General features: G+C 67.7%; 22 protein-coding genes. 13 read left to right on the plus strand and 9 right to left on the minus strand.

The window, feature by feature from the left end; all coding sequences use genetic code 11:
* Positions 1-57 precede the first annotated feature (57 nt).
* From KK7_RS0100080 to KK7_RS0100100, 5 genes are all read right to left on the minus strand, one after another.
* Positions 58-735 (minus strand): hypothetical protein, encoded by a 678-nt coding sequence (locus KK7_RS0100080; protein WP_010542606.1) that lies wholly within the window; start codon positions 733-735, stop codon positions 58-60.
* A gap of 35 nt (positions 736-770) precedes the next feature.
* Positions 771-1,196: an acyl-CoA thioesterase gene (locus KK7_RS0100085; protein ID WP_010542607.1), complete on the minus strand. Its 426-nt coding sequence runs from the start codon at positions 1,194-1,196 to the stop codon at positions 771-773.
* Positions 1,197-1,284: 88 nt separating this feature from the next.
* The gene (locus KK7_RS0100090; protein WP_010542608.1) at positions 1,285-2,055 is read right to left on the minus strand and encodes a FadR/GntR family transcriptional regulator; all 771 of its coding nucleotides are present in this window, start codon (positions 2,053-2,055) and stop codon (positions 1,285-1,287) included.
* Positions 2,056-2,109: 54 nt separating this feature from the next.
* Positions 2,110-3,183 carry an NAD(P)/FAD-dependent oxidoreductase gene (locus tag KK7_RS0100095; RefSeq protein WP_010542609.1) on the minus strand — a complete coding sequence of 358 codons (1,074 nt, stop codon included), beginning with the start codon at positions 3,181-3,183 and terminating at the stop codon, positions 2,110-2,112.
* A complete protein-coding gene (locus tag KK7_RS0100100; RefSeq protein ID WP_010542610.1) occupies positions 3,180-4,115 on the minus strand; it encodes an alpha/beta fold hydrolase in 936 nt (311 codons plus the stop codon). Before KK7_RS0100100 ends, KK7_RS0100095 begins: the two co-directional genes overlap by 4 nt.
* Before the next feature lie 48 nt (positions 4,116-4,163).
* Between KK7_RS0100100 and KK7_RS0100105 the strand changes: the two genes are divergently transcribed.
* The 10 genes from KK7_RS0100105 to KK7_RS0100150 all read left to right on the plus strand — a co-directional run bounded on the left by KK7_RS0100105 (position 4,164) and on the right by KK7_RS0100150 (position 16,118).
* Positions 4,164-4,637 carry an A24 family peptidase gene (locus KK7_RS0100105; RefSeq protein WP_010542611.1) on the plus strand — a complete coding sequence of 158 codons (474 nt, stop codon included), beginning with the start codon at positions 4,164-4,166 and terminating at the stop codon, positions 4,635-4,637.
* Positions 4,638-4,695: 58 nt separating this feature from the next.
* The gene (cpaB, locus tag KK7_RS0100110) at positions 4,696-5,733 is read left to right on the plus strand and encodes a Flp pilus assembly protein CpaB (RefSeq protein ID WP_029622521.1); all 1,038 of its coding nucleotides are present in this window, start codon (positions 4,696-4,698) and stop codon (positions 5,731-5,733) included.
* Between the two features lies 1 nt (position 5,734).
* Positions 5,735-7,309, plus strand: coding sequence for a type II and III secretion system protein family protein (locus tag KK7_RS0100115; RefSeq protein ID WP_010542613.1), 1,575 nt, complete (start codon positions 5,735-5,737; stop codon positions 7,307-7,309).
* A gap of 23 nt (positions 7,310-7,332) precedes the next feature.
* Positions 7,333-7,965, plus strand: a complete 633-nt coding sequence (locus tag KK7_RS0100120; RefSeq protein WP_010542614.1) for a CpaD family pilus assembly protein — start codon at positions 7,333-7,335, stop codon at positions 7,963-7,965.
* A complete protein-coding gene (locus tag KK7_RS0100125; RefSeq protein ID WP_010542615.1) occupies positions 7,962-9,236 on the plus strand; it encodes a CpaE/TadZ family protein in 1,275 nt (424 codons plus the stop codon). The genes KK7_RS0100120 and KK7_RS0100125 overlap by 4 nt, the downstream gene beginning before the upstream one ends.
* A 7-nt stretch (positions 9,237-9,243) precedes the next feature.
* On the plus strand, positions 9,244-10,224 hold the full coding sequence (locus tag KK7_RS0100130; RefSeq protein WP_010542616.1) for a type II secretion system F family protein: 981 nt from the start codon (positions 9,244-9,246) through the stop codon (positions 10,222-10,224).
* 5 nt (positions 10,225-10,229) lie between these two features.
* Positions 10,230-11,219, plus strand: a complete 990-nt coding sequence (locus KK7_RS0100135) for a type II secretion system F family protein (RefSeq protein ID WP_010542617.1) — start codon at positions 10,230-10,232, stop codon at positions 11,217-11,219.
* Positions 11,220-11,286: 67 nt separating this feature from the next.
* Positions 11,287-11,832 (plus strand): hypothetical protein, encoded by a 546-nt coding sequence (locus KK7_RS21405; protein ID WP_010542618.1) that lies wholly within the window; start codon positions 11,287-11,289, stop codon positions 11,830-11,832.
* A gap of 376 nt (positions 11,833-12,208) precedes the next feature.
* Entirely contained in the window at positions 12,209-14,935 is a 2,727-nt protein-coding gene (locus KK7_RS0100145; RefSeq protein WP_029622523.1) for a TonB-dependent receptor, read from the plus strand.
* Positions 14,936-15,197: 262 nt separating this feature from the next.
* Complete coding sequence (locus KK7_RS0100150; protein WP_237709098.1) at positions 15,198-16,118, plus strand: nucleoside hydrolase; 921 nt, start codon at positions 15,198-15,200, stop codon at positions 16,116-16,118.
* Between the two features lie 23 nt (positions 16,119-16,141).
* On the opposite strand, the gene KK7_RS0100155 is transcribed toward KK7_RS0100150, so the two are convergent.
* The 4 genes from KK7_RS0100155 to KK7_RS0100170 form a co-directional block, all read right to left on the minus strand.
* Positions 16,142-16,624, minus strand: a complete 483-nt coding sequence (locus KK7_RS0100155) for a chorismate--pyruvate lyase family protein (RefSeq protein WP_010542621.1) — start codon at positions 16,622-16,624, stop codon at positions 16,142-16,144.
* Entirely contained in the window at positions 16,624-19,287 is a 2,664-nt protein-coding gene (gene ppdK / locus KK7_RS0100160) for a pyruvate, phosphate dikinase (RefSeq protein WP_010542622.1), read from the minus strand. Before ppdK ends, KK7_RS0100155 begins: the two co-directional genes overlap by 1 nt.
* A gap of 163 nt (positions 19,288-19,450) precedes the next feature.
* Positions 19,451-21,847, minus strand: a complete 2,397-nt coding sequence (gene glyS, locus KK7_RS0100165; RefSeq protein ID WP_010542623.1) for a glycine--tRNA ligase subunit beta — start codon at positions 21,845-21,847, stop codon at positions 19,451-19,453.
* A 244-nt stretch (positions 21,848-22,091) separates the two neighbouring features.
* Positions 22,092-22,958 (minus strand): glycine--tRNA ligase subunit alpha, encoded by an 867-nt coding sequence (locus tag KK7_RS0100170; protein ID WP_029622527.1) that lies wholly within the window; start codon positions 22,956-22,958, stop codon positions 22,092-22,094.
* Between the two features lie 293 nt (positions 22,959-23,251).
* Between KK7_RS0100170 and KK7_RS0100175 the strand changes: the two genes are divergently transcribed.
* The 3 genes from KK7_RS0100175 (at position 23,252) to pth (ending at position 25,485) form a co-directional block, all read left to right on the plus strand.
* Entirely contained in the window at positions 23,252-24,115 is an 864-nt protein-coding gene (locus KK7_RS0100175) for a TraB/GumN family protein (RefSeq protein ID WP_010542625.1), read from the plus strand.
* Between the two features lie 121 nt (positions 24,116-24,236).
* Entirely contained in the window at positions 24,237-24,836 is a 600-nt protein-coding gene (locus KK7_RS0100180) for a 50S ribosomal protein L25/general stress protein Ctc (RefSeq protein ID WP_010542626.1), read from the plus strand.
* 79 nt (positions 24,837-24,915) lie between these two features.
* Positions 24,916-25,485 (plus strand): aminoacyl-tRNA hydrolase, encoded by a 570-nt coding sequence (pth, locus tag KK7_RS0100185; RefSeq protein ID WP_010542627.1) that lies wholly within the window; start codon positions 24,916-24,918, stop codon positions 25,483-25,485.
* Positions 25,486-25,509 lie beyond the last annotated feature (24 nt).

The following is a 25,509-nucleotide window of genomic DNA, read 5'->3' on the forward strand; positions in this document are numbered from 1 at the left end:
CTCGCATCAGGGAAACCGCGCCCGCCCATGCGCGCCGCCTTTCCCGGGTGCAAGCGCTCAGGCTGCAGCCGGCATGTGGCGCCGCTGCAACGGCTCGTCTGCGTCCGCCCAGTCGGTACGGCGGCGAACGAAGGGGTTGAGGAACAGGAAGGGCAGCTTCACGAACAGCAGTTCGGAATGGATGAAGCTGTCCACCGCCCGCTCCCACCAGCGCGGTTCGCGCTTGCCGTTGGCGCGCAGCCAGCTGTCATAGGGCGCCCAGTGGCTCGGCTCGTCCTTCTCGATGATGCGGAAGATGCGGGTGAGCACCTTGTCGCCGAGCACCGCCGGATGGTTGAGCAGGATATGGACCTGGCGATGCCCGCGCTGCTCGGTCAGCGAGATCACCCGGCAGAGCTTCTCGAACTGGGCATCGTCCTCGATCAGCTTTTGCGTGTCGAGGGCGTCGATGGTGCGGCGAAACATGATCTCGACGAAGCGATCGATATGGCCGCAGGTCCGGTCGACGGTCAGCGGCATCCGCCCCTGCAGCTCGAACCAGCGCTTGAACATCTGATAGTGCTTGCGCTCGTCGGCGCGGTGCTTCTCGATCGCGGCGATCAGCGCGCGATCGTCCGGCGCGCGGGCGCGGACCGCCTCCAGCACCCGATCGATGCTCGTATAGCCGCGATGCTCGTTGTAGATGTAGATCGATCCCAGCAGATCGAGATAGCGGCGGCGGAACGCGGTCAACATGGCAGGCACGCGATGCACCTGAAATATGGCGGCAATCAGTCGTTCTTGACGAAGAACCGGTCGATCACGTCCTTGGCCAGCCGCGCCGGGCGCTTGGTCTCGGCATCGAGGCAGCACCAGCTGGACTTCACCTCCGCCAGCACCTCGGACCCGCGGCGGATGACCGTCTCGTAAAAGGCGCGCGCGCCCTGCACCTTCTCCAGCAGCACGGTGGCGACCACGTCGTCCTCCAGAAAGGCCGGGCGGCGATAGGTGATCTCGTGCTTGAGCGCGACCCAGAGATGCTCGGCCACCGCCTCCACCGGGGCCAGTGCCTGCCAGTGGCTGACCACCGCCGCCTGTACCCATTTGAGGTAGGAGGCGTTGTTGACATGCCCCATGAAGTCGATGTCGTCCTGGGCGACGTCGACCCGGAATTCGAAGGGAATCGCGGTGTTGCTCACCCTGGCATCATAGACCATCGGGGGCGGACAAGCGACCCGGCGCCAAGGATTTTCCTGCGCCGCCCGATTGCTCGCGCCAGCCCGCGCATGCCGTAGCGGCAGGCGATCAGGCCGGGCCGATTTCCAGCCGCTTGGCCAGCGTGTCGCGGCGCGCGTCGAGTTCGTGCCGGGCGCGTTCGATCAGCTCCAGCTCGGTGGCCTCGAGCAGGTCGTCGACCACCCCGCGCAGGTGCCGCCGCATCGCCGAACGGGCGGCATGCGGATCGCGAGCGTGCAGCGCATCGAGGATCGGGCGATGCTCGTCGACGCGCGGGTTCACGCCGTTGCGGCGGGCGCGATCGAACATGTTGGCGCAAAGCGGCGAGCGGGTGCGCAACTCCCACAGATACTCCACCACGCTGCGGATCGCCGAGTTACCGGTCGCATTGGCCACCGCGATGTGGAAGCGGTGATCGGCATCGAACAGCGTCGCATTGCCGGTCGCAGGATCGGCCATTTCCTTGGCGATCTGGTCGAGTTCGGCCAGTTGCTCCGCGGTGATCGACACCGCCGCCAGCGCCGCCGCCTCGCCTTCGAACAGGATGCGCGCCTCGGTGAGGTCGAACGCGCCGATGTCGAGGTTCAGCGCGTCCTCGCGCAGCCCGCCCGAATTGTCGCGGTGGGTGACGTAGAGGCCCGAGCCGTGCCGCGCCTCGATCCAGCCCTTCATCTCGAGCGCGATCATCGCCTCGCGGATCGTCGGACGGCTGACCTTATACTCCTCGGCCAGATCGCGTTCGCCGGGCAGACGCGTGCCCGGGGCCCAGCGGCCCGCCTCAATGCCATCGGCGATCGACGCGGCCACGCGCTGGTAGAGTTTGCTTCGGTTGAGTTTCATCACCCTGTCTCATAGGCGAGCGGCGGCTTTTCGCAAAGCCTTTGGCCTTACCAATCAGTCCCGGAAACGATCGGGCCGGTAACGGTCGGGATCAATGGCAGGTACCTCGCGCAGCAGCAGCCGGCAGGCCAATAGGCTGGCCGCCGGTGCGGTCTGGATGCCGAAGCCCCCCTGCCCCGCGCACCAGAAGAAGCCGGGCGCGACCGGATCATGGCCATAGACCGGCCGCCGATCGGGGGCGAAGCTGCGCAGGCCTGCCCAGCGATGCTCGAGCGCGGCAACCCGCCAGTCCACCACGTGCTCGAAACGGTGGATCGCAGTCGCCACGTCGATCTCCTCGGGGGCCGCGTCGCAGGGCGTGCTGTCCACCTCGTCATGCGGGGTCAGCCATAGCCGTCCACCCGCCTCGGGCTTGAAGTAAAAGCTGCCGCCCAGGTCGCTGACCAGCGGGCAGCCGGCGGGCGGCGCCGGATCGGTGCGCAGCTGCACCATGGTGCGGCGATAGGCACGGATGCCGACCGGGGGGACCCCGGCAAGCGCGGCGATCCCGTCCGCCCAGGCGCCGGCGGCATTGGCCAGGAGATCGGCCATGAACGTGCCAGCGCGCGTTTCCAGCCGCCAGGCGCCGCCTTCCCGGACCGCCCCGGTCAGCCCTGCCGAGCAATGGAGGACCGCCCCCGCCGCCTTGGCGCGGGCGAGGAAATGCTGATGCAGCGCCGCCACGTCGATATAGGCGCAGCCGGGCTCGTGGACGCCGAGCGTCCAGTCGTCGCGCAGGCCCGGCACCATCGTGCGCGGATCGACGGCGTGGAGCGCGACCCCACTGTTCTCGAACGCCGCGAGAAACATATCAACCTTCGCCTGGTCGCCGCTGCGCGCCAGATGCAGCTCACCCAGCGGATCGAGAAAGCCGCCGTCGCGCAGCGCCGGGCCGGAGGCAGTGGTCAGCGGCTGGATGTCCGGACCGCCATAGGTTTCGGACCAGAAGGCAGCAGAGCGTCCGGTGGCGTGATAGCCCGGCCGCTCCTCCGCCTCGAGCAGGAGCACCCGGGCGTGCGGCGCCAGCGCGGCGGCAAGGCTCGCGCCCGCGATGCCGGCGCCGACGATCGCAACGTCGAAGCGAATCACCGGCGCGCCGCCCGCGTTTCGAGAAAGCCGTCGATCGCGCCCAGCGCGCGGCTGCGCACCGGATCGGCCTCGCGGAGGATTTCATGCGCGCTTTCGGGGCCGAAGCGCAGCAGCTCGGCATCGGGCAGACGCGGGGCGATGCGGAGCGCGGCACGCGGGTCGACCAGCCCGTCCGCATCGGCGACGAGGAGCAGCAACGGCGTCCGCACCGCCTCGATCGGCCCGGCCTCCAGCTCCGCCATCGAACGGAACGCCTCGACCAGCCATTGCCAGGAGGGGGCGCCGGTCAGCAGCGCGGGGTCCTGCGCCTGCCACCACAGCTCGTCGGCATAGCGATCGGGATCATGGGTGAGCAGGTTGGCGCGCGTCTCGGTGGTGTAGGGCTTTTCGTTCCCCTTCCAGGCCGGGCGGCGCTTGTCGCCGAGGCCCGCGAGCAGCCGCGCCATCGTCGGCGCCATCCGCCCGAGCGCACTGCGCACGCCCAGCATCGGCGCGATCAGCACGGCCGCATCGGGGGCGATCGCGCGATCGACCAGCCCGCGCAGCACCAGATGGCCGCCCATCGAATGCCCCATCACCACGTGCGGACCGGGCGTCTCCGCCTTCCACGCGTCCACGAACGCCCGCAGGTCGCCGATATAGGCCGCGAAGTCGCCGATATGGCCGCAATCGCCGCGCGGCGTCAGCCGACCCGAGCCGCCCTGCCCCCGCCAGTCGAAGGCGGAGACCGTCCAGCCCCGGGCATGCCAGTGGGCGAAGCTCTCCAGATACTTTTCGAACACGTCGCCGCGCCCGGTCTGGAACAGGATGCTGCCGCGCCCGCCGGCGGACGGCCAGTGAAAGCGGCGGAGCATCCAGCCATCGGGCGCCGGCCAGCGATCGACGCGCGCATCCGCGGGGATCTGACGGGAAACATTCCGGGAAACTGCCATGCCGCGTGGTTACGGTTTCGTAAGCGGGTCCGTCTACCCATTTGGGCCATGGGGGCGATCTTCCAGGCATGTCTGCTCGGTGCGCTTGCGCTGATCCTGGTCTCCGCCGGGATCGAGGACGTGCGGTTCCGCACCATTGCCAACGCGAAGAACACCGCCGTCGCCCTCGCCGCGCCCCTATGGTGGTGGGCAAGCGGGATGGCGCCGTGGCCGGATGTTGCCATCCAGATCGGATGTGCCGCGCTGGTCTTCGCGTTGTTCGTCGGCGCCTTCGCGCTGGGCATGATGGGCGGCGGCGACGTGAAGCTGATCGGCGCGCTGGCGCTGTGGCTGCCGCTGGCACCGCTGCTGCGCATGCTGGTGCTGATGTCGCTGCTGGGCGGCGCACTGACCCTGCTGATGCTGGTGGACAGCTGGATTCGCCGGCGTGGGTCTGCGGCGATCGAGGTGCCCTATGGCGTCGCGATCACTCTTGCCGCCCTGATTATCCTTTGCGAACCGATTCTTAACCGAATTGGATGATGCTTAACGCCGCCAATACCGGGTCGGCCAATGATAGTGTGAAAAGGCGTGATGCAGGATGGACGCACGTAGGCTCTTGTTGCTCGTAGGTGCGCTGGTGATCGCCGCGATCACCGCGTTCATGGCGCGCAGCCTCGTCGTGGGCACGCCCGCGCCGGTCGCCGGCGCGATGCCGAACGGAGTCGCCGCCCCGCCGCCGCCGCCGGTCAACACCACCGAGGTCCTGGTCGCCAAGCGCGCGCTGCCGGTGGGTACCATCCTCGATCCGACCGCGCTCGAATTCCGCGCCTGGCCCAAGGATCTGGTGCAGGGCGCCTATTATGTCCGCGGCCAGAGCGATCCCGCGAAGTTGCAGGGCACGGTGGTCCGCTTCGCCATTCCCGCCGGCCAGCCGGTGACGCAGGGCGCGCTTGTCAAGCCGGGCGACCGCGGCTTCCTCGCCGCCGCCCTCGGCCCCGGCATGCGCGCGGTGACCGTGCCCGTCTCGGCCCAGAGCGCGGTGGCCGGCTTCGTCTTCCCCGGCGACCATATCGACCTGATCCTGACCCAGACCGTCTCCGGCGACGGCCCGCCGCTGCGCGCCTCGGAAACGGTGCTGCGCAACCTGCGCGTGCTCGCCACCGACCAGCGCACCGACCGGCAGACCGACGACAAGGGCAAGACCGTCGTCATCGGCTATTCCACCGTCACGGTGGAGGCTACGCCCAAGATCGCCGAGAAGATCGCCGTCGCCCAGACGGTCGGCACCCTCTCGCTGTCGCTGCGCTCGCTCGCCGACACGCAGGGCGACCTCGAGGAGGCGATCGCCAGCGGCGCGGTGAGCGTGCCCGACGATCCCGCCAAGGAGAAGGCATTCCTCGCCCGCGCCGCCAGCCGTCCGCAGGACGATGGCGACAGCTATGTCACCGGCGCGGATGTGTCGCGCTTCCAGCGCCGCACGGTGCCGGCCAAGGAGGGGCCCCCTCCGGGCATGGCCTCGGTCGGCCCGGCCCCCGCCCCGGGCTATGCCGCCGCCGCCCCGCAAACGACCGGGCCGATGGTGCGCGTGGTGCGCGGCAGCGATGCGAGCCTCGTCCCCGTGAGCGGAAAGAACTGAGATGCAGCGCACCCTCCCCCTCGGCCTGGGCGCCCTTGCCATACTGCTCGCCGGCCAGCCCGCGCTCGCCCAGAAACAGCCCGCCAAGCCGGTCGCGCGCATGGCGCAGTTGCCCGCCGGCAGCCAGCGCCCGAGCCGCGAAGTGCTGCTCTCGATCGGCGAAGGCGAACTCGTCACCCTGCCCGCCGCCGCCGCCAATGTCTGGACGTCGAACCCCGGCGTCGCCGATGTCTATGTCGCGAGCAGCCGCCAGATCCACCTCTATGGCAAGGCCTTTGGCGAGGCGACGGTGTTCGCAACCAACGCCGCCGGGGCGGTGGTTTATTCCGCCAATGTCCGGGTCAGCCAGAACATCAGCAGCATCGATGCGATGATGAAGGCGGCGATGCCGGATTCGGACATCACCGTCACCACCGTCGGCCAGATCGCGGTGCTGAACGGCACGGTCCGCTCGCCGCAGGACAGCGAGCAGGCGCAGCGGCTGGTCACCGGTCTGCTCAATCCCGGCGTGAACACCAGCGATGCCAATGCCGCGCTGAAGATCGGCGTGGTCAATCGCCTGCGCACCGCAACCCCGCTGCAGGTGCAGCTGCAGGTGCGCTTCGCCGAGGTGAGCCGCAGCTTCGTCAAGAACCTGAACGTCAACCTGACCAACCGCGACCATGGCAGCTTCCTGTTCGGCATCAACCAGGGCAAGCAGGGATCGATCACCACCTGGACCGGCGACACGCAGGATGCCGCCAGCGGCGCGGTGAAGGGCAACAAAGTCTTCACCTTCCCCAGCCCCAGCACCGGCAACACGCTGCTCGGCGCGGCGGGCCATTTCCTCGGCACGGACCTGCTCGCCAGTCTCGATTTCGGCGAGACGATCGGCCAGGTCTCCACGCTCGCCACGCCCAGCCTCACGGCACTTTCAGGAGAAACGGCGAACTTTCTGGCGGGCGGCGAGATCCCGATCCCGATCGCGCAGGCGCTCGGCACGACGACGGTGGAATACAAGCAATACGGCGTCAGCCTGGCCTTCACTCCCACCGTGCTGGCCGATGGCCGCATCTCGCTGCACGTCCGGCCGGAAGTGTCGCAGCTGTCCTCCTCGGGCGCGGTGACCTTGGCCAACACCACCATCCCGGCACTCACCACCCGCCGCAGCGAGACGACGGTGGAACTGGGTTCCGGCGAGAGCATGGTGATCGGCGGGCTGCTGCAGAACACCCACAACAACTCGATCAGCAAGACGCCCGGCCTGGGCGACATGCCGATCCTCGGCGCGCTGTTCCGCTCGAACGGCTTCCAGCGCAACGAGACCGAGCTGGTGATCGTCATCACCCCCTATCTCGTCCGCCCGGTCAACGCGAACCAGATCCGCCTGCCGACCGACGGCTACAAGGCGCCGAGCGACTTCGACCGGATCTTCCTGGGCGAGCTCGCCGGCGGCAAGAGCGGCGCCGAGCGGCCGATGCCGCGCATCGCCCCGCCCAGCGCAGCCCCCGCCGCCGAAGCGCCCGCGCCGATCACCCCGCCCTCTTCCGGCCGCAAGTCCAGGGGCGCCGCCGCCGCGCCGGGCTTCGGCCTGTGATGCGCCCGCTGAGGAGAACCGCGATGTTCCCGCGCCCCGTTCTAGCCATCCTTGCCCCCTCGCTGCTGCTGGCCGGGTGTGCCGGCTATAATGGCGGCCTCGATTCCGTGCACCAGCCGGTCGTCAGCCGGCAGGACCTGACGCTGGACCTGCAGGCAGAGAATGGCCGCCTCGCCGCGGGCGAGGGCCAGCGGCTCGCCGACTGGATGGCGGCCATGGACCTGCGCTACGGCGACCGCATCGCCATCGACGACGGCCTCGACGGCAGCACCGCGCGCACCGATGTGGCGGCCGCCGCCGGGCGCTACGGCCTGATGCTCGCCGATCGCGCGCCCGCCACCCCCTCACCCCGTGCGGCCGGCACGGTGCGCGTGGTGCTGACCCGCACCACCGCCAGCGTACCGGGCTGCCCCGATTATTCGCACCCGAGCATGATGACGGCGGACGCCAGCACCAGCTCGAACTTCGGCTGCGCCACCGCCGCCAACCTCGCCGCGATGATCGCCGATCCGGCGGACCTCGTGCGCGGCGCGCCCGGCGCCCCCCTTTCCGATCCGCAGACCGCGACCAAGGCGGTCGGCGCCTATCGCGCCGCGGTGCCGTCGGGCGGCGGCGGCCGGACGGTGAAGAGCGAATCCGCCGGGGGGCCGAAGTGAACGCCCCCTTCCATCCCGCCCGTGCGGCAAGCCGCGAACCCTTCACCGCCTTTGTCTGCGACGAGGCCACCGCCGAGCTCATGCGCCCGATCGCGGTCGAGCTCGGCTGGTCGCCCGAAAAGGTCAACAAGGGCGGCCTGCGCAACGCGGTACAGACACTCGCGGTCTCGGCCAGCCCCAACGTGCTGTTCGTCGACCTTTCCGAATCCGGCGACCCGCTCAACGACATCAATGCGCTCGCCGAGGTGTGCGAACCCGGCACGATCGTGCTGACCGCCGGCGCGGTGAACGACGTGCGGCTGTACCGCGACCTGATCGCCAGCGGCATCCAGGACTATCTGCTCAAGCCGATCCATCCGGACATGCTGCGCGACGCCTTTCTCCAGGCGCAGACCGCGCTGGCCGCGCCCAAGCAGGTCGAGGCGAGTGTCGGCCATCCGCACTGCACGGTGGCGGTGATCGGCACGCGCGGCGGCTGCGGCGCGACCAGCATCGCCGCCTCGCTCGCCTGGCTGATCAGCGAGCGGCAGGCACGCACCACCGCCCTGCTCGACCTCGACGTCCATTTCGGCACCGGCGCGCTGGCGCTCGATCTGGAACCCGGCCGCGGCCTGACCGACGCGATCGAGAATCCCAGCCGCATCGACGGGCTGTTCATCGAGCGCGCGATGGTCCGCGCCTCGGAACGGCTGGCGGTGCTCTCGGCCGAGGCGCCGATCAACGCGCCGCTGCTCGGCGACGGCGCCGCCTTCTACCAGTTGCAGGAGGAGATGCGCGGCGCGTTCGAGTGCACCGTCACCGATCTGCCGCGCCAGATGCTGGTCCATCACCCGCACCTGATCGCCGACGTGCAGGTGGCGGTGCTGGCCACCGAACTGACGCTGGCTGCCGCGCGCGACGCGATCCGCATCCTCAGCTGGTTCAAGTCCAATGCGCCGCAGACCCAGGTCTTCATCGTCGCCAACAAGGTGCCGCAACCGGCGCTGCTGGAAATCAGCCGCAAGGATTTCGAGGGCTCGATCGAGCGCCAGGTCGATTTCGTCGTGCCGTTCGAACCGAAGATTGCCAGCCAGGCCGCCAAGCTCGGCAAGACCATGGCGGAAGTAGGCCGCACTCAGCGCAGTCTGGCGCCGCTGGGCGAGCTGGCGCGCCTTGTCCTCGAGATCACCGATGCGGGCGAGGACGGCGCCGCCAAGGCGACCGCCAAGGGCGGATCGCTGCTCAGCAAGCTCGGCGACCTCAAGGCGCTGATGGCGAGCAAGAAGAAATAGACCGGCGATGGCACTGCTGCCGCTCCTGATGGTGGGCCTGGGCGCCGCGGCGGTACTCGGGCTGTTGTGGCTGGCGCTGTCCGGCCCGTCCGCGCAGCGGGCCAGCGCGCGGCGGCTCACCTCGCTGCGCGACCGCCATCTGGTGAGCGCGACCGGCTCGAACGCGATGGAAGCACAGCTCCGCCGCATCTCGACCACCCCGGCAAGCGGCCTCGAACTGACGCTCACGCGGCTGCTGCCCAACCGGGAACAACTGGAAAAGCGGCTGGCGATGACCGGCAAGAGCTGGACGCTCGGCCAATACGGCCTCGCCACGCTGGGCGTCGGCGTGGTCGTCGCGGGGCTGCTGCTGGTCGAGGGCACGCCGGTGCTGCTCGCCCTGGTGTTCGGTGCCTTTCTCGGGCTCGGCCTCCCGCACCTTGTGGTGAGCCAGTTTATCAAGCGCCGAATCGCCAGGTTCACCGCCGCGTTTCCGGACGCGATCGACCTGCTGGTCCGCGGACTGCGCTCGGGCCTTCCCGTCACCGAGACGATGGGGGTGGTAGGCCAGGAGGTCGACGGCCCCGTGGGCGAGGAATTCCGCGCGATCATCGACAAGATGAAAATCGGCCGTACGCTGGATGCGGCGCTGCAGGAAACCGCCGATCGGCTGGGCACACCGGAATTCCAGTTCTTCACCATCACCATCGCGATCCAGCGCGAGACCGGCGGCAACCTCGCCGAGACGCTGAACAATCTGTCCGACGTACTGCGCAAGCGCGCGCAGATGAAGCTCAAGATCAAGGCGATGTCGTCGGAGAGCAAGGCATCAGCGCTGATCGTCGGCTCGCTGCCGTTCATCGTCTTCGGCCTCGTCTGGTTCATCAACAACACCTACATGATGCATTTCTTCACCGATCAGCGGCTGATCGTCGCCGGCGGCGGCGGGCTCGTGTGGATGGCCATCGGCGCCTTCATCATGGCCAAGATGGTCAATTTCGAGATCTGACGGCGATGGAACCCACCGGCCCCACCCTGCTCGGCATCGACGTCACCTGGGCGGCGACCATCCTCTCGGCCATCGCCGCCTTCTCGGTGCTGGTCGCCATCTATGCCGCCACCACCGTGCGCAGTCCGATGTCGCGCCGGGTGAAGGCGCTCAACGAGCGGCGCGAGGAACTCAAGGCCGGCATCGCGGCGACGCCCTCCAAGCGCCGGGTCAAGCTGGTCCAGCGCAGCGACACCACCGATCGTATCCGCAACCTGCTGTCGTCGCTCAAGGTGCTGCAGGACGAGCAGCTGACGGTCGCCCAGCTGAAGCTCCTCCGCGCCGGCATCCGGCGCCGCGAATGGGCGGTGGGGGTGATCTTCGGCCGGCTGATGCTGCCGATCCTGATCGGCGGGCCGATGCTCTACTTCGTCTACGGCACCGACGACTTCGCCGACTGGTCGCCGCTCAAGGCCTATGGCCTGGTCGCGGGCAGCTTCCTCCTCGCCTACAAGGCGCCCGACCTCTACCTCAAGAACCGCATCCAGAAGCGAACCGACGCGATCCGCAAGGGCCTGCCCGACGCGCTCGACCTGCTGGTGATCTGCGCCGAGGCGGGCCTGACGGTGGACGCCGCCTTCGGCCGCGTCGCCAAGGAGCTGGGGCGCGCCTATCCGGAGCTGGGCGAGGAATTTTCCCTGACCGCCATCGAGCTCGGCTTCCTCACCGACCGACGCGCCGCCTTCGAAAATCTGGCGATGCGGATCGACCTGGAGGCGATCCGCGGCGTGGTGACCACCATGATCCAAACGGAGAAATACGGCACCCCCCTCGCCTCGGCACTCCGCGTGCTGTCGGCCGAGTTTCGCAATGAACGCATGATGCGGGCGGAAGAAAAGGCCGCCCGTCTGCCGGCGATCATGACGGTGCCGCTGATCCTCTTCATCCTGCCGGTATTGTTCATCGTCATCCTGGGCCCGGCGGCCTGCTCGATCAACGATGCACTGATGCATTGATGCATTGATTCTGCCGGAACCTACACCGGACTAACAGGTTGTGGGCGGGACGCCTGGAGCCCGACCCATGAATGACTTGCCCTACACTACACCGCTGCAATTCATCGGGCTCGCGCTCGCGCTGATTGCGGGGCTGCTGCTGGGGCTGGCCAGCAATCGCAGCGGCCGCCGCTGGCGGGAACGCTACGAGGCCGAGCGCGACGCGCATCAGGCGCTGAGCGAGGAACTCGCCGCCGCCAACACCCGCATCCGCGACCTGGAAGCAGCCAATTCGCGGCTCGAGCGCAGCCTTGCCGATCGCCGCCCCGCGCCCGTCGCCGATCCGGCGCCGAACAAGCGCGATTCGGCGATCCGCAGCTGGTTCTATGGCGGCACCGATGTGCTCGCCCGCATCCGCGGGATCGACGAGCATCGCGAGCGCCAGCTCAACCAGCTGGGCATCCAGCATTTCCGCGACATCGAGAATCTGCCCCGCGAAGACGAGCTGCCGCTGGAAGAGCGACTCGGGCTGGCACGCGGCACGATCGTGGACGAAAACTGGCGCGAACAGGCAGCCCTGCTCCGCGCCGGTCACACTGACGAGCATGCCCGGCGGTTCGGCCACCACGCCTGACACGATAGGAAAAATTTAATCCGATAGGGCCCGGGCATCATGCCCGGGCTCTTTTGCGTGTGCGAAATGCGCCACGTGATTTCGCTTACGAAATCTTAAATTCATATACGATATCATTAGTATTTTCAGTACCTTGCCTGAGTTTCTGAAACTCGGCCTCCCGCCCCACTCGCGCGGCGAAATTTGCCCTCATCGGCCGCTGGATAGTCCGACAAGTTACATAATCACGTCTTGAATAGGTCATAGGTTTGTCTCCAACTGGCTTGACAATTGGTCAGGCCTCTATGACTGTCGCGGCCGTACCGGGCGTTAGTTCCGGACGCACAAAACAGCGCACCACAAGCAGGGTACGCCAATTACTTCGAGGGGTGGTTAGATGCCGTTTCACACACATGTCGGGGCGCGCCGCGCCCGTTCCGGTCGCAAGTTGGTATTGCTCTCCGCAGGCTGCGTAGCCGCGCTCGCACTCGCTGGTCCGGCCTTCGCCCAGACCAGCGATGGCACCGCCGCCGCACCCGCGCAGGACGAACAGGGCGGCGAGATCGTCGTCACCGGCTTCCGCTCCAGCCTCGCCTCGGCGCTCGACGCCAAGCGCAAGGACATCCGCATCACCGACGGCATCTCCGCCGAGGATATCGGCAAGTTCCCCGCCCAGAACATTACCGAGGCGATCCAGCGCATCGCCGGCGTCCAGATGTCGAACATCAACGGCCGTGGCTCGACGATCAGCATCCGTGGCCTGGGCGCGCAGTACGCCCGCACGACGATCAACGGCCAGACCTTCGCCAGCGCCGATTTCAAAGACGGCTTCCGCTACGATATCATCCAGACCGACCTGGCCAGTGCGATCCAGGTGGTCAAGTCGCCGACGGCGGACATGGACACCGGCGGCCTGTCGGGCACCGTCAACATCGATACGGTCAAGCCACTTGCCTATAAGGGCCCGCGCTTCATCGTCGGGGTGAAGGGCTACAACTCCGACTATCGCGGCAAGGAAGTGACGCCAAAGGTCAGCGGCGCCTATATCGACAGCTTCGCCGGCGGCACGCTCGGCGTAATGGCGAACGTCAGCTTCCAGAAGCTGAAGGATCGCGGCGACTATGTCTTCATCAAGAATTGGTACAATGCCGGGGTCATCGATCCCGAGGTGCGCGTCCCGGGCAACCTGCGCTATCGCCGCATCGACCGCGATACCGAGCAGCTGATGGCCAGCGGCGCGATCCAGTGGAAGCCGAGCGAGAATTTCGAGGCGCTACTCCAGGGCGAATATTCGCGCGATCACACCCGCTACACCACCCGCCAGTTCGTCTTCGGTCGCTGGGCGGCGAGCGCGGTCAAGGTGAACGGCAAGGCCAACGGCATCGCCAACAACATCACCATCAGCAACTTCAACGTCGACAACAACACCCAGCCCGAACTGCGCAACCTGAAGACGCAGGCCTATACCGGCACGATCAACTGGCAGCCGGGCGATACCTGGAAGGTCCACGCCGTCGCCCACTACACCAAGGGCAATGCGGCGCTCTACGAGTGGGCCTCGATCGACGAAGTGAGGTTCGCGCAGGGCGGCACGCTCGACATCTCGAACCCGCAGAACATCAAGTGGACCACCCAGAGCCTCACCGACGGTTCGGTGTGGAACAACGCCAACCGCACCTGGTTCGCGTTCGTCGACGGCGCGACGCACATCCAGACCGCCAAGGACAAGGCCGCGCAGGTCGACGTGACCAAGGAGCTCGGCTGGAACGGCATCCAGTCGCTGGTGGTCGGCGCCAAATACCATCATGAGAGCTTCTCGACCCGCGCCTTTCGCCACGATCGCGACGGCGACGTCAGCGATCCGGCGAAGTTCCCCGAGTTCAACTTCATCCCGGATCTCGGCACCACCGGCCAGCTGGTCAGCAACTTCCTCGACGGCGCGATGTCGATCCCGCATTCGTTCCTGTCGACCAACGCCGCCGAGTGGCAGCGCGTGCTGGCCTCGAAGGGCATCACCGTGCCGGACGTGCCGGACTGGCCCAGCACCTATCGCGTCGACCGCTACATCCCGTCGGTCTATGCGATGGCCAATGTCGACACCAATGTCGGCGGCATGGCGCTGCGCGGCAATCTGGGCGTGCGCTACGAGCACACCCACCAGAACGTCACCGCCAGCCTGACCGACGGCACCGGCAGCGAATCCGCGCTGCTCGGCCTGCAGCACATCGTCCAGGATTACGGCAACGTCCTGCCGAGCGCGAGCTTCGCCCTCGACCTGACGCCCAAGCTGGTCGCCCGCTTCGCCGCCGCCAAGGTGCTGGTGCGCCCGCTGCTCAACAGCCAGACGCAGATGGCGGACACCATCAGCACCGGCATCTCGCAGCAGAAGCGCCCCTTCACCAGCGTCTCGGCGGGTGAATCGCGCCTCAAGCCGCTGACCGCGAACCAGCTCGACCTCAGCCTGGAATTCTACCATGGCCGCGGCAACTCGGTGAGCATCGCCGGCTTCTACAAGGCGGTGAAGAACGGCACCTTCACCCAGTTCTACTGCCCCAGCTCGTATAACGGCGTGGCGCTGAACGGCGTGGTGACGGACTGCCAGTCGGCGGACCTGAAGAGCGACTACAGCTTCAGCCGCGTGCTCAACGACAACCGCACCATCCACATCAAGGGTGTCGAGTTCGCCGCTTCGGAGAATTTCGACGCGATCCTGCCGGTCAAGGGCTTCGGCGCCACCGGCAACATCACCCTGGTGGATACCAATGCCAGCGCGCTGGGCACCGGCTTCAACCTGCGCGACCTGTCCAAGTTCACCGCCAACATCACGCCCTATTGGGAAAACGAGATGTTCAGCGTGCGTTTCTCGGTAAACCATCGCAGCTCGTACAAGCAGGATGCGGCGAGCAGCTTCTTCGTGAACGGCGGCGAGACCCATGTCGTGCGCGCCCGCACCCAGATGGACCTGGCGCTGGGCGTCACGCCGAACCAGTGGCTGGGCTTCACGGGTGGCGTGATCAACCTGAACAACACCCACGAAGACGCCTATCAGACCACCGCCGACACCTTCCAGATGGCCAGCCGCACCGGTCGCACCTTCTACCTGTCGGCAACTGCGAAGTTCTGATCGACGGACACCGGGTTATCCCCGGGAACGCCCCTCTTCCGCAAGGAAGGGGGGCGTTTCTCGTTCGGGGCTCCGGCGCCGCGGCTGGACCGAAAAGCACGGTGGACGCATGGTGGCACCAGACGAAGCGCGCGCTGCGTGGCGCCGCCGGATGCCATGGATGGGGATGCTCATGCGACGACGTCAACTGCTGTGCGCACTATCTGCCGGGTGCGCCCTCGGCTTGCTGCCCGGGCCCGGGCGCACGCAAGCGCTTCCGGCCGTGCCTCGCCGCCGCGTCATCATCGACAATGATTTCTCGGGGGATCCGGACGGGCTGTTCCAGCTTGCCCACCACCTGGCCTCCCCTGCGACGGAGGTGTCGCTGATCATCGGATCGCACATCCATGTCGGCGACTTTCTCGATCGATCCTCGACGCAGGCCGAGAATGCTGTTCGTGCCGTCCGGGAGATGATGGGGCACATGCGGCTGCCCCGCCAGCCAGAGGTGCTCGCCGGGCGCAATGCCGCGCCGCGCCCCGATGCCGCGCCCGAAGCGACGCCGGCGGTCCGCCGCATCCTTGCCGAGGCGATGCGCGACGATACCGATCTTCCGCTGTTCTACGTGGCCGGGGCAGGCCTCACCGAGATTGCCGAGGCGTTGCGGCTGGAGCCGCGGATCGCGCGCAGGCTGACCCTCGTCTGGATCGGCGGCGCCGAATACGCCGCGCTCAACCCCAGCCTGCCGCCGCGCACGGACCCCGAATACAACGCCACCATCGATCTGGCCGCGACACGCACCGTGTTCAACGAGTCCGCCGTGGAGATCTGGCAGGTGCCGCGCGACGCCTACCGGACCATGCTGATCAGCTTTGCCGAACTGGATGCCGGCCTGGAGCAGGCGGGCGCCCTCGGGCGCTATCTGCGCGCCCAGCTGCGCCGTGCCGTGGAAGCCACCGGAACGCGCGGCGAGACCTATATCCTGGGGGACAGCCCGCTGGTGACGCTGACGTCGCTCCAGTCCTATTTCGAGCCGGACGCATCGTCCAGCCGCTACCTGATCCGGCCCACGCCCCAGATCGACGAGCGGGCGGGCTATGCAGCGGTAGCGGGAACGCGCCCGATGCGGGTCTATACCAGCATCGACACCCGCCTGACCTTTGCGGACATGTTTGCGAAGTTCCGGCTAGTCAGCGCCCCCTGATCGCGGGGCGCGCGCCGATCGCTTCAGCCAAGTACGGCCGCGGTATAGTTCTCGACCACCTCGGCCAGCACCCGCCCATCGCCGTCCAGCACCAGCGCGCGGTGCCGCAGCACATAGGGGGCGATGCCGGTGAGCACCTGCTCCAGCGGTTTGCGATGGGGCTTGAGCGGGCGAATCACCGCGCCGAACGGGGTATCGCCCTGCTCCAGCGCGGCGTTCATTTCCGGGGTGAGCCGGGCGGGCACGTACCAGTTCTCGGCGACCGAGAAGGGCACGCCGCCGCAGCGGAGCACGACGCTGCGATACACCACCCGCTCCTCGGGCCCGACGCCCAGCCGCATCCGCTGCTCGGCCGTCGGCTCCTTGCGCGCGGTGCGGTCCACCTCGGCGACGATGGGGGCGCCGCAGCGGCGCTCCAGCACGGCGGTGGCGGTAGGGCTGGCGAGAAGCTCGCGGCTGAGTGCCGCCGCATCGTCCGTCACCGCTGCTACCGCCACTACCAGCATCACTTTCCTTTTATGGCCGCCTGCGCTGCCGCGAGCCGCGCGATCGGCACGCGATAGGGCGAAGCCGAGACATAATCGAGCCCCGTCTGCTCGCAGAACGCGATCGAGGCCGGATCGCCGCCATGCTCGCCGCAGATGCCGAGCTTGATGTCGGGCCGGGTCGCGCGGCCGCGCTCGGCGGCGAGCGCGATCAGCTGGCCGACGCCCTCCACGTCCAGGCTGACGAACGGATCCTTGGCGTAGATGCCCTTCTCGACATAGGTGGTCAGGAAGCGCGAGGCATCGTCGCGGCTCACGCCCAGCGTGGTCTGGGTGAGATCGTTGGTGCCGAACGAGAAGAAGGCGCCGACCTCGGCGATCTCGCCCGCCATCAGCGCGGCGCGGGGCAGCTCGATCATCGTGCCGACCAGATAGTCGATCGTGCGGCCCTTCTCGGCGAACACCGCCTGCGCCGCCTTGTCGACCACCGCCTTCATCAGCTCCAGCTCGCGGCGGGTGCCGACCAGCGGGATCATCACTTCGGGCACCGGCGCCGCGCCGGACTTCTCCGCCACCGCGATCGCCGCCTCGAAGATCGCGCGCGCCTGCATCTCGTAGATTTCGGGATAGGTCACGCCCAGGCGGCAGCCGCGATGGCCGAGCATCGGGTTGAACTCGTGCAGTTCGCCCGCGCGGCGCTTGAGCGTGTCGACGTCCACCCCCGCCGCGGTCGCGACCTCGGCGAACTCGGCCTCCTCGTGCGGCAGGAATTCGTGGAGCGGCGGATCGAGCAGCCGGATCGTCACCGGCAGGCCGGCCATCACCTCGAAGATCTCCAGGAAGTCGCTGCGCTGTTCGGGCAGCAGCTTCTCCAGCGCAGCGCGGCGGCCGGTCTCGTCCTCGGCGAGGATCATCTGGCGCACCGCGGTGATGCGGCTCTGTTCGAAGAACATGTGCTCGGTACGGCACAGGCCGACGCCCTCGGCGCCGAACTCGCGCGCAGTGCGGCAGTCGAGCGGCGTCTCGGCATTGGCGCGCACCTTCAGGCGGCGGACTTCGTCGGCCCAGGTCATCAGCGTGCCGAAATCGCCCGACAGCTCGGGCTGCACGGTCGGCACCTGGCCGGCCATCACTTCGCCGGTGGCGCCGTCGATCGTCACCATGTCGCCCTCGCGGACCTCACGGGTGCCGACACGCATCACCTTGTCGCGCGCGTTGATCGAGAGGCTGCCCGCGCCCGAGACGCAAGGCCGCCCCATGCCGCGCGCCACGACCGCCGCATGGCTGGTCATGCCGCCGCGTGCGGTGAGGATGCCGCGCGCCGCGTGCATGCCGTGGATGTCCTCCGGGCTCGTCTCGACGCGGATCAGGATCACCGAATCGCCGGCATTGGCGCGCTTCTCCGCCGTATCGCTGTCGAACACCGCGTAACCCGAGGCCGCGCCTGGGCTGGCGGGCAGGCCCTTGGTCAGCACGTCGCGCGGCGCCTTGGGATCGAGCGTCGGATGGAGCAGCTGGTCGAGCGCGGCGGGGTCGACGCGCAGGATCGCCTCCTCCCGCGTGACCAGCCCCTCATTGGCCATGTCGACCGCGATCTTGAGCGCCGCCTTGGCGGTGCGCTTGCCGCTGCGCGTCTGGAGCATCCACAATTTGGCGCGCTCGACGGTGAACTCGATGTCCTGCATGTCGCGGTAATGGGTCTCGAGCCGGTCGAACACCGCCGCCAGTTCGCCATAGACCTCGGGCATCGCCTCTTCCATCGAGGCGGGCTTGGCGCCTGCCGCCTCGCGGGCGCGCTTGGTGAGATATTGCGGCGTGCGGATGCCGGCGACGACGTCCTCGCCCTGCGCGTTGATCAGGAACTCGCCGTAGTAAGCCCGCTCGCCGGTGGAAGGATCGCGGGTGAACGCCACGCCCGTCGCCGAGGTGTCGCCCATATTGCCGAACACCATCGCCTGGACGTTCACCGCCGTGCCCCAGTCGGCCGGGATGTCGTTCAGGCGGCGATAGACCTTGGCGCGCTCCGACTGCCACGATCCGAACACCGCGCCGATCGCGCCCCAGAGCTGGTCGTGCACGTCCTGCGGGAAAGGCTTGTTCCACAGCTCCTCGACGATCGCCTTGTACTCGGCGACCAGCGCCTGGAGATCGCCGGCCGACAGCTCGGTATCGAGCGTGAAGCCGCGATCTTCCTTGGCGATCTCCAGCGCTTCCTCGAACCGGCCATGGTCGAGGCCGAGCACCACATCGGCATACATCTGGATGAAGCGGCGATAGCTGTCCCAGGCGAAGCGATCGTCGCCGCTGGTCGCCGCCAGCCCTTCCACGGTCCGGTCGTTGAGGCCGAGGTTGAGCACCGTGTCCATCATGCCGGGCATCGACACCCGCGCGCCCGAGCGGACCGAGACGAGCAGCGGATCGGCCGCGTCACCGAATTTCTTGCCCGTGATGCCCTCGATATGGGCGATGCCGTTCGCGACTTCGGCCTTCACGCTTTCGGGAAAGGTCTCGCCTTCCTCATAATAGCGCGTGCACATCGCCGTGGAGATGGTGAAGCCCGGCGGCACCGGCAGCCCGATCGAGGCCATCTCGGCAAGGTTCGCGCCCTTGCCGCCGAGCAGAAACTTGTCCCCCGCACCACCGTCCGAAACACCACCGCCGAAGCGGTACACATATTGCGTCATTCTGATCCCCTTCCGATCGAAAGCGCCGCACCATCGATAGGTGCGGCGCTACCGCGCTTGCGAAGAGGGAGGAACTGCTGACTACGTTGTCGGTAGCAGATTATTTCGGAACAATGGCAGTTTCTGGCCAATTTACCAGTGATTAATCGTACAATTAGACCGGTTATCCCTCGATCTTGGCGAAGTCCGCGACCTTGTGCACTGCATCACGCATCCGCGCGAGCAGGCCCAGGCGCGCGGCACGCTTGACCGGATCGGCATCGTTGACCGTCACGGAATCGAAGAAGGCGTCGATCGGCGCGCGCAGCGTGGCGAGCGCGGCCATCGCGCCCTCGAAGTCCTCGGCGACGATCGCGGCAGTCGCCTTGGGCTCGGCCGCGTCGAGGGCGGATGCGAGTGCGGCCTCGGCGGGTTCCGCGTCGTAGGCGAACCCGGACGCGTGCTGCGCGGTTTCGCTCCCCTGCGAAAGCAGGGGTCCAGGGTTGGACGGACCTTCGCCACCCTGGGCTCCTGCTTCCGCAGGAGCACTGGCAGTGGCGACACCTTCCTTCTTGAGGATGTTCGCCGCGCGCTTGTAGCCGGCGAGCAGGTTGGCGCCGTCCTCGGTAGTGACGAACGCCTGCAACGCCTTCACCCGCGCGAGCAGCCGGACGAGATCGTCCTCCCCGCCGAGCGCGAACACCGCGTCGATCAGGTCGTGGCGAACGCCCGCCTCGCGCTGCTGGACCTTGAGGCGGTCGGCGAAGAAGGCCGTTGCGTCCTTCACGGCCGCGACAATTTCGTCGATCAGTTGCTGCCATGTCGATCCCGCAGGCCCCTGTAGGGGTTGAGCAAGGCTGGCTTCGAGCGCAGCTTTCAAAGCCTTGCCATTGGGAACGATGTTACCAGGAACAAAGCTTAAGCTATCAAACTCAAGATGTTTCCGACTGAAAGGGAGTGCCGCCCCCATCGCCTTCGCGAGTGCATAGTGCAACGGCAATCGAGTACCGTTAACCTGACAAAGCGCAAGAATACCAAGCGACGCGCGGCGCAACGCGAACGGATCTTTTGAGCCCGTTGGTTTCTCGTCAATTCTAAAGAACGCGGCAATCGTATCCAGCTTGTCCGCCAGCGCAACCGCCACCGTCACCGGATCGGTGGGGACGTCGTCGCCCTGCCCGACCGGCTTGTAGTGATCGCGGATCGCCGCGGCGACCGCCGGGTCTTCCCCTTGCGCAGCGGCGTAATAGCCGCCCATCAAGCCCTGCAGCTCGGGGAACTCGCCGACCATGCCGGTGACGAGGTCCGCCTTGGCGAGCCGCGCGGCGCGTTCGGCGAGGGAAGCCAAATCAAGCCCCTCCCCTTCAGGGGAGGGGTTGGGGGTGGGGGCTGAACTGGGAGCGAGTCCGCCGGTCGAGGCGGAGTCCCCCACCCCAACCCCTCCCCTGAAGGGGAGGGGCTTTATAACACCACTCTCCACCAGCCAGCGCGCGAGCTTGGCGACGCGCTCGACCTTGTCGGCCACCGTGCCCAGCTTTTCGTGGAAGACGATCTTCTCGAGCTTTCCCGCCTGCGCCTCCAGCGGCACCTTGAGGTCCGTCTCGTAGAAGAAGCGCGCGTCGCTCAGCCGGGCCGCCAGCACCTTCTGGTTGCCCGCGACGATCTTCTCGCCGCCATCGGCCGCGTCGATATTCGCCACGCAGACGAACGCGTTGGCCAGCTTGCCCGCGCTATCGCGGCACACGAAGTATTTCTGGTTCACCCGCGCGGTGAGCTGGATCACCTCGGGCGGTACCGCCAGGAACGCCTCGTCGAAGCGGCCGAGCAGCGGCATCGGCCATTCGGTGAGCCCGGCATTCTCGAACAGCAGGCCCTCGTCCTCGATCAGGCTGAGCCCGGCCTTCTGCGCCGCCATCTTGGCGCCCAGCGCGATGATGTTCCGCCGCTCGGCCCCGTCGACGATCACATGGGCGTCGCGCAGCTTTTCGACATAGTCGTCGGCCGAACCGATGGTGATCGCGCCGGGATGGTGGAAGCGGTGTCCCACCGTCGCCGCGCCGCTCGTCACGCCGGCGATCTCGCACGGCACCACGTCGCTGCCGAACAGCGCGACGATGCCCTGGAGCGGGCGCACCCAGCGCAGGCTCTCGGTGGAGAGCGAGTCCGCGCCCCAGCGCATCGACTTGGGCCAGGGGAAGGCGCGGATCACCGCGGGGATCGCGGCGGCGAGGACCTCGGCCGTCGCGCGGCCGGGCTTGTCTACAATCGCGAACAGCACGCCGTCGCGCTCGACCAGCTGGTCGGCGGTGAGGCCGGTCTTGCGGAGAAAGCCTTCCAGCGCCTGGGGCGGCGCGCCGACGCGCGGGCCCTTGGTCTCCTCGGAGACGGCGGCGGTCTTGGCGGGCAGGCCCTTGAGGATCAGCGCCAGCCGGCGCGGCGTGGCGTAGGAAACTACCTCGGCGGCCTTGAGGCCGGCCTTGTCCAGCTCGGCGACGAACAGGCGCGCGAGATCCTCCCGCGCCTTTTCCTGCATGCGGGCGGGGATTTCTTCGGAGCGAAGCTCGAGGAGGAAGTCGGTCATGATTTCTTTTCACGCGAAGGCGCGAAGGCGCGAAGGAAGGAAGGGGTTTCGAGCAGAGGCGCGAAGGACGCAGAGGAGGCAGAACGCGCTGCGGCGCCAGCCGCCCCAACAGCCACCGGCTTGGCGGACGTTGCGGAAAAAAGGCCGCTGGCGCGGCGGAGGCGCCGCCCCCTCTGCGCTCTCTGCGCCTCTGCGCGCAAAACCTTCTTCGCGCCTTCGCGCCTTCGCGTGAACGAAAGGAGCATCACGCCGCCCACCCAGGGTACGCGGCTTCCCATTCGGGGCTCTTCTTCTCGATCCACGCCGCACAAGCCCCCTTCGCCAGATCGCGCACCCGGCCGATATAGGCCTGGCGCTCCGCCACCGAGATCACGCCGCGCGCGTTCAGCAGGTTGAAGATGTGGCTTGCCTCGATCGCCTGCTCATAGGCCGGGATCGGCAGCTTGGCCTCCAGCGAGCGCTCGCACTCGGCCGCGGCCTTGCGGAACAGGTCGAACAGCGCATCGGTATCGGCGATCTCGAAGTTCCACTTCGACATCTCGCGTTCGTTCTCCAGGAACACGTCGCCATAGCTCACGCCCTCGTCGTTGAAGGCGAGATCGTACACGCTGTCCTTGTTCTGGATGTACATAGCGAGGCGTTCGAGCCCGTAGGTCAGCTCGCCCGCCACCGGCTTGCAGTCGAACCCGCCCATCTGCTGGAAATAGGTGAACTGGGTGACTTCCATCCCGTCGCACCACACTTCCCAGCCCAGGCCCCAGGCGCCGAGCGTCGGCGATTCCCAGTCGTCCTCGACGAAGCGGATGTCATGGCGGGTGAAGTCGATGCCGATCGCGGCCAGCGAGCCCAGGTACAGCTCCTGCAGGTCGGGCGGGCTCGGCTTCAGGATCACCTGATACTGGTAGTAATGCTGGAGCCGGTTGGGGTTCTCGCCATAGCGGCCGTCGGTCGGGCGGCGGCAGGGCTGGACGAAGGCGGCGTTCCACGGCTCCGGCCCCAGCGCGCGGAGCGTGGTGGCGGGGTGGAAGGTGCCGGCGCCCATGCGCATGTCATAGGGCTGCAGGATCAGGCAGCCGCGCGTGCTCCAATAGTCATGGAGCGTCAGGATCATGCGCTGGAAGCTGAGAGGTTCGGACAAGTTGGTCACCCTGTGAGGTTTAGGGAGCGCTTTGGCGCAGGGCGCACAGGGGGTCAACCGGTGCCCCTCACCCCAGCCGTCATCCCGGTGCCCACAGACCCTCCCCTTCATCGTCATCCCGGCGAAAGCCGGGATCCATTGGGGTCACCGGTTCGGCGCCATCCCAGCCCGCATGGCGTCTGGATCCCGACTTTCGTCGGGATGACGACGTTCGGAAGCAGCGGCACCCGTTGACTCCCCCATCCCCGCCCCGCCAAGCCACCCCCATGTTCCGCGCCTTCCTCCTCGCCGCCCTCCTCCTGCTCGGCAGCTGCGGCGCCGCCCCGCGCGATGCCAAGCCCGCGCTCTGGGCGGTGCGCGAGGGCGGCACGACCATCTATCTGTTCGGCACGGTGCACCTGCTTCGGCCGGAGCTGCGCTGGTTCAGCGGCCCGGTGCGCAGCGCCTTCGAGCGCTCCGACACGCTGGTTCTCGAGCTGGTGATGACGCCGCAAGCGGAGACGCAGGCGCTGCTCGACAGGCTCGGCCGCACCCCCGGCGATCCCAAGGTCGCCGCGCTGCCCGCGCCCGAGCATGCCAGGCTGGCGGACGCGCTGCGCGCGGCAGGCCTCGCCCCCACCGCGCTCGACCGTGACGAGCCCTGGCTGGCCGCGGTCACCTTGTCGCTGCTGCCGCTCCAGAAGCTGGGCTTCGACGACGCCAACGGTGCCGAACAGGTGCTGGAGGGCGCCGCGCGAAAGGCCGGCAAGCGGGTGCTGGGGCTGGAGACCGCCGAGCAGCAGTTCGGCTATTTCGACCATCTCTCCGCCGCTGCGCAAGGCCGCCTGCTCGACGACACGCTGCGCGGCCTGCCCCGCACCGAACCGCAGACCGACGCGATGCTCGCCGCCTGGAGCAGGGGCGATGCCGACGCGCTCGCGCACCTGCTCAACGCCGACCTCGCCGCCAATCCCGAACTGCGCGACACCCTGCTGCTTCGCCGCAACCGCGCCTGGGCGGCATGGATCCGCGCGCGGCTGAGAACCCCCGGCACCGTCTTTATCGCGGTCGGCGCCGGGCACCTCGCCGGGGGGGACAGCGTGCTGGCGCTGCTCCAGCAGGGCGGGCTGAAGGTCGAGCGGCTGCAATAAGCCCGTGCCTTGCGATTTCCTCCCGTCTCGACTATAGGCGCGCGCTTGCCGGCACAGGGTCATCCCTGGAGGCCTGTATCGGCATGCACGTTGAAACATTTAGCGCATTGGAAATCGACACATGAGCGACACGCTTACGCTGTCGGCCGAAACGCGCGACCGGGCTGGCAAGGGAGCCTCCCGGGCGCTGCGTCGTGAAGGCCGCGTCCCCGCCGTGATCTATGGCAACAAGCAGGATCCTGCGAGCATCCACGTCAACGAGCGTGAGCTGCAGAAGCTGCTGAACACCGGCCACTTCTTCAACTCGGTGATCATGGTCAACGGCGAGCGCACGCTGGCCAAGGACGTTGCCTTCGACGTCGTGACCGATCGTCCGCTGCACGTCGATTTCCTGCGCATCTCCGAGCACGCGACCGTGCACGTCGAAGTGCCGATCGTGTTCGTCGATGAAGAGCTGGCACCCGGCCTGAAGCGCGGCGGCGTGCTCAACATCGTCCGCCACGAGCTGGAGCTGGTGGTCGACGCAGCGGAGATCCCCGAGCAGATCGAGATCTCGCTCAAGGGCCTCGAAGTCGGCGATTCGCTGCACATCTCGGCCGTGACCCTGCCCAAGGGCGCGACCCCGGCGATCACCGATCGCGACTTCACCATCGCAACCGTCGTTGCCCCGTCGGCGCTCAAGTCGAGCGACGGCGAAGCTGCGGACGCAGCGGAGGGCTGATCGCCCTTCCCTTTGCGGGTTCAAAAGATCGCCTCCGCATCTTAGGTGCGGGGGCGATTTTGGTTTTGGGGATTGGATGATGCAGCTCTGGGTGGGTCTCGGCAATCCGGGGCCGCAATACGCGATGCACCGTCACAATGTCGGCTTCATGGCGCTCGACGCGATGGCCGAGGTGCACGGCTTTTCCGCACCGAAGAAGCAGTTCCAGGGCTGGACCCAGGAAGGCCGGATCGGCACCGACAAGATCGTGCTGCTCAAGCCAGGTACGTTCATGAACGAGAGCGGCCGGGCGGTGCGCGCGGCGATGGACTTCTACAAGCTTGCGCCGGAGGACGTGACCGTCTTCCACGACGAACTCGACCTGTTGCCGATGAAGGTGAAGGTGAAGCGCGGCGGCGGCACCGCGGGGCATAACGGCCTGCGCTCGACCGACGCGCATCTGGGGCCGGACTTCCGCCGGGTGCGCCTCGGCATCGGCCATCCGGGCCACAAGGACCGGGTGACCGGCTATGTGCTGGGCAACTACGCCAAGGCGGAGATCGAGCCGCTGACCGACATGCTGGGCGCGATCGCCGCGGAGTCCCCGTGGCTGGCCGCGGGCGACGACGTGCGGTTCATGAACGAGGTGGCGCGGCGGATGCAGGATTGAGGCGCGGGCGCCGGCTTTTGGGTG

This window comes from Sphingomonas elodea ATCC 31461 (assembly GCF_000226955.1).
In the GTDB taxonomy this organism is placed as follows: Bacteria; Pseudomonadota; Alphaproteobacteria; order Sphingomonadales; family Sphingomonadaceae; genus Sphingomonas; species Sphingomonas elodea.

Coding starts and splice junctions, on each gene's coding strand:
- KK7_RS0100135 (WP_010542617.1), top strand. CDS start 10,230: ATGGAACCCACCGGCCCCACCCTGCTCGGCATCGACGTCACCTGGGCG.
- KK7_RS0100175 (WP_010542625.1), top strand. CDS start 23,252: ATGTTCCGCGCCTTCCTCCTCGCCGCCCTCCTCCTGCTCGGCAGCTGC.
- KK7_RS0100130 (WP_010542616.1), top strand. CDS start 9,244: ATGGCACTGCTGCCGCTCCTGATGGTGGGCCTGGGCGCCGCGGCGGTA.
- pth (WP_010542627.1), top strand. CDS start 24,916: ATGCAGCTCTGGGTGGGTCTCGGCAATCCGGGGCCGCAATACGCGATG.
- KK7_RS0100145 (WP_029622523.1), top strand. CDS start 12,209: ATGCCGTTTCACACACATGTCGGGGCGCGCCGCGCCCGTTCCGGTCGC.
- KK7_RS0100115 (WP_010542613.1), top strand. CDS start 5,735: ATGCAGCGCACCCTCCCCCTCGGCCTGGGCGCCCTTGCCATACTGCTC.
- ppdK (WP_010542622.1), bottom strand. CDS start 19,287: ATGACGCAATATGTGTACCGCTTCGGCGGTGGTGTTTCGGACGGTGGT.
- KK7_RS0100090 (WP_010542608.1), bottom strand. CDS start 2,055: ATGAAACTCAACCGAAGCAAACTCTACCAGCGCGTGGCCGCGTCGATC.
- KK7_RS21405 (WP_010542618.1), top strand. CDS start 11,287: ATGAATGACTTGCCCTACACTACACCGCTGCAATTCATCGGGCTCGCG.
- KK7_RS0100155 (WP_010542621.1), bottom strand. CDS start 16,624: ATGCTGGTAGTGGCGGTAGCAGCGGTGACGGACGATGCGGCGGCACTC.
- KK7_RS0100120 (WP_010542614.1), top strand. CDS start 7,333: ATGTTCCCGCGCCCCGTTCTAGCCATCCTTGCCCCCTCGCTGCTGCTG.
- KK7_RS0100170 (WP_029622527.1), bottom strand. CDS start 22,958: ATGATCCTGACGCTCCATGACTATTGGAGCACGCGCGGCTGCCTGATC.
- cpaB (WP_029622521.1), top strand. CDS start 4,696: ATGGACGCACGTAGGCTCTTGTTGCTCGTAGGTGCGCTGGTGATCGCC.
- KK7_RS0100100 (WP_010542610.1), bottom strand. CDS start 4,115: ATGGCAGTTTCCCGGAATGTTTCCCGTCAGATCCCCGCGGATGCGCGC.
- KK7_RS0100180 (WP_010542626.1), top strand. CDS start 24,237: ATGAGCGACACGCTTACGCTGTCGGCCGAAACGCGCGACCGGGCTGGC.
- KK7_RS0100080 (WP_010542606.1), bottom strand. CDS start 735: ATGTTGACCGCGTTCCGCCGCCGCTATCTCGATCTGCTGGGATCGATC.
- KK7_RS0100105 (WP_010542611.1), top strand. CDS start 4,164: ATGGGGGCGATCTTCCAGGCATGTCTGCTCGGTGCGCTTGCGCTGATC.
- glyS (WP_010542623.1), bottom strand. CDS start 21,847: ATGACCGACTTCCTCCTCGAGCTTCGCTCCGAAGAAATCCCCGCCCGC.
- KK7_RS0100085 (WP_010542607.1), bottom strand. CDS start 1,196: ATGGTCTATGATGCCAGGGTGAGCAACACCGCGATTCCCTTCGAATTC.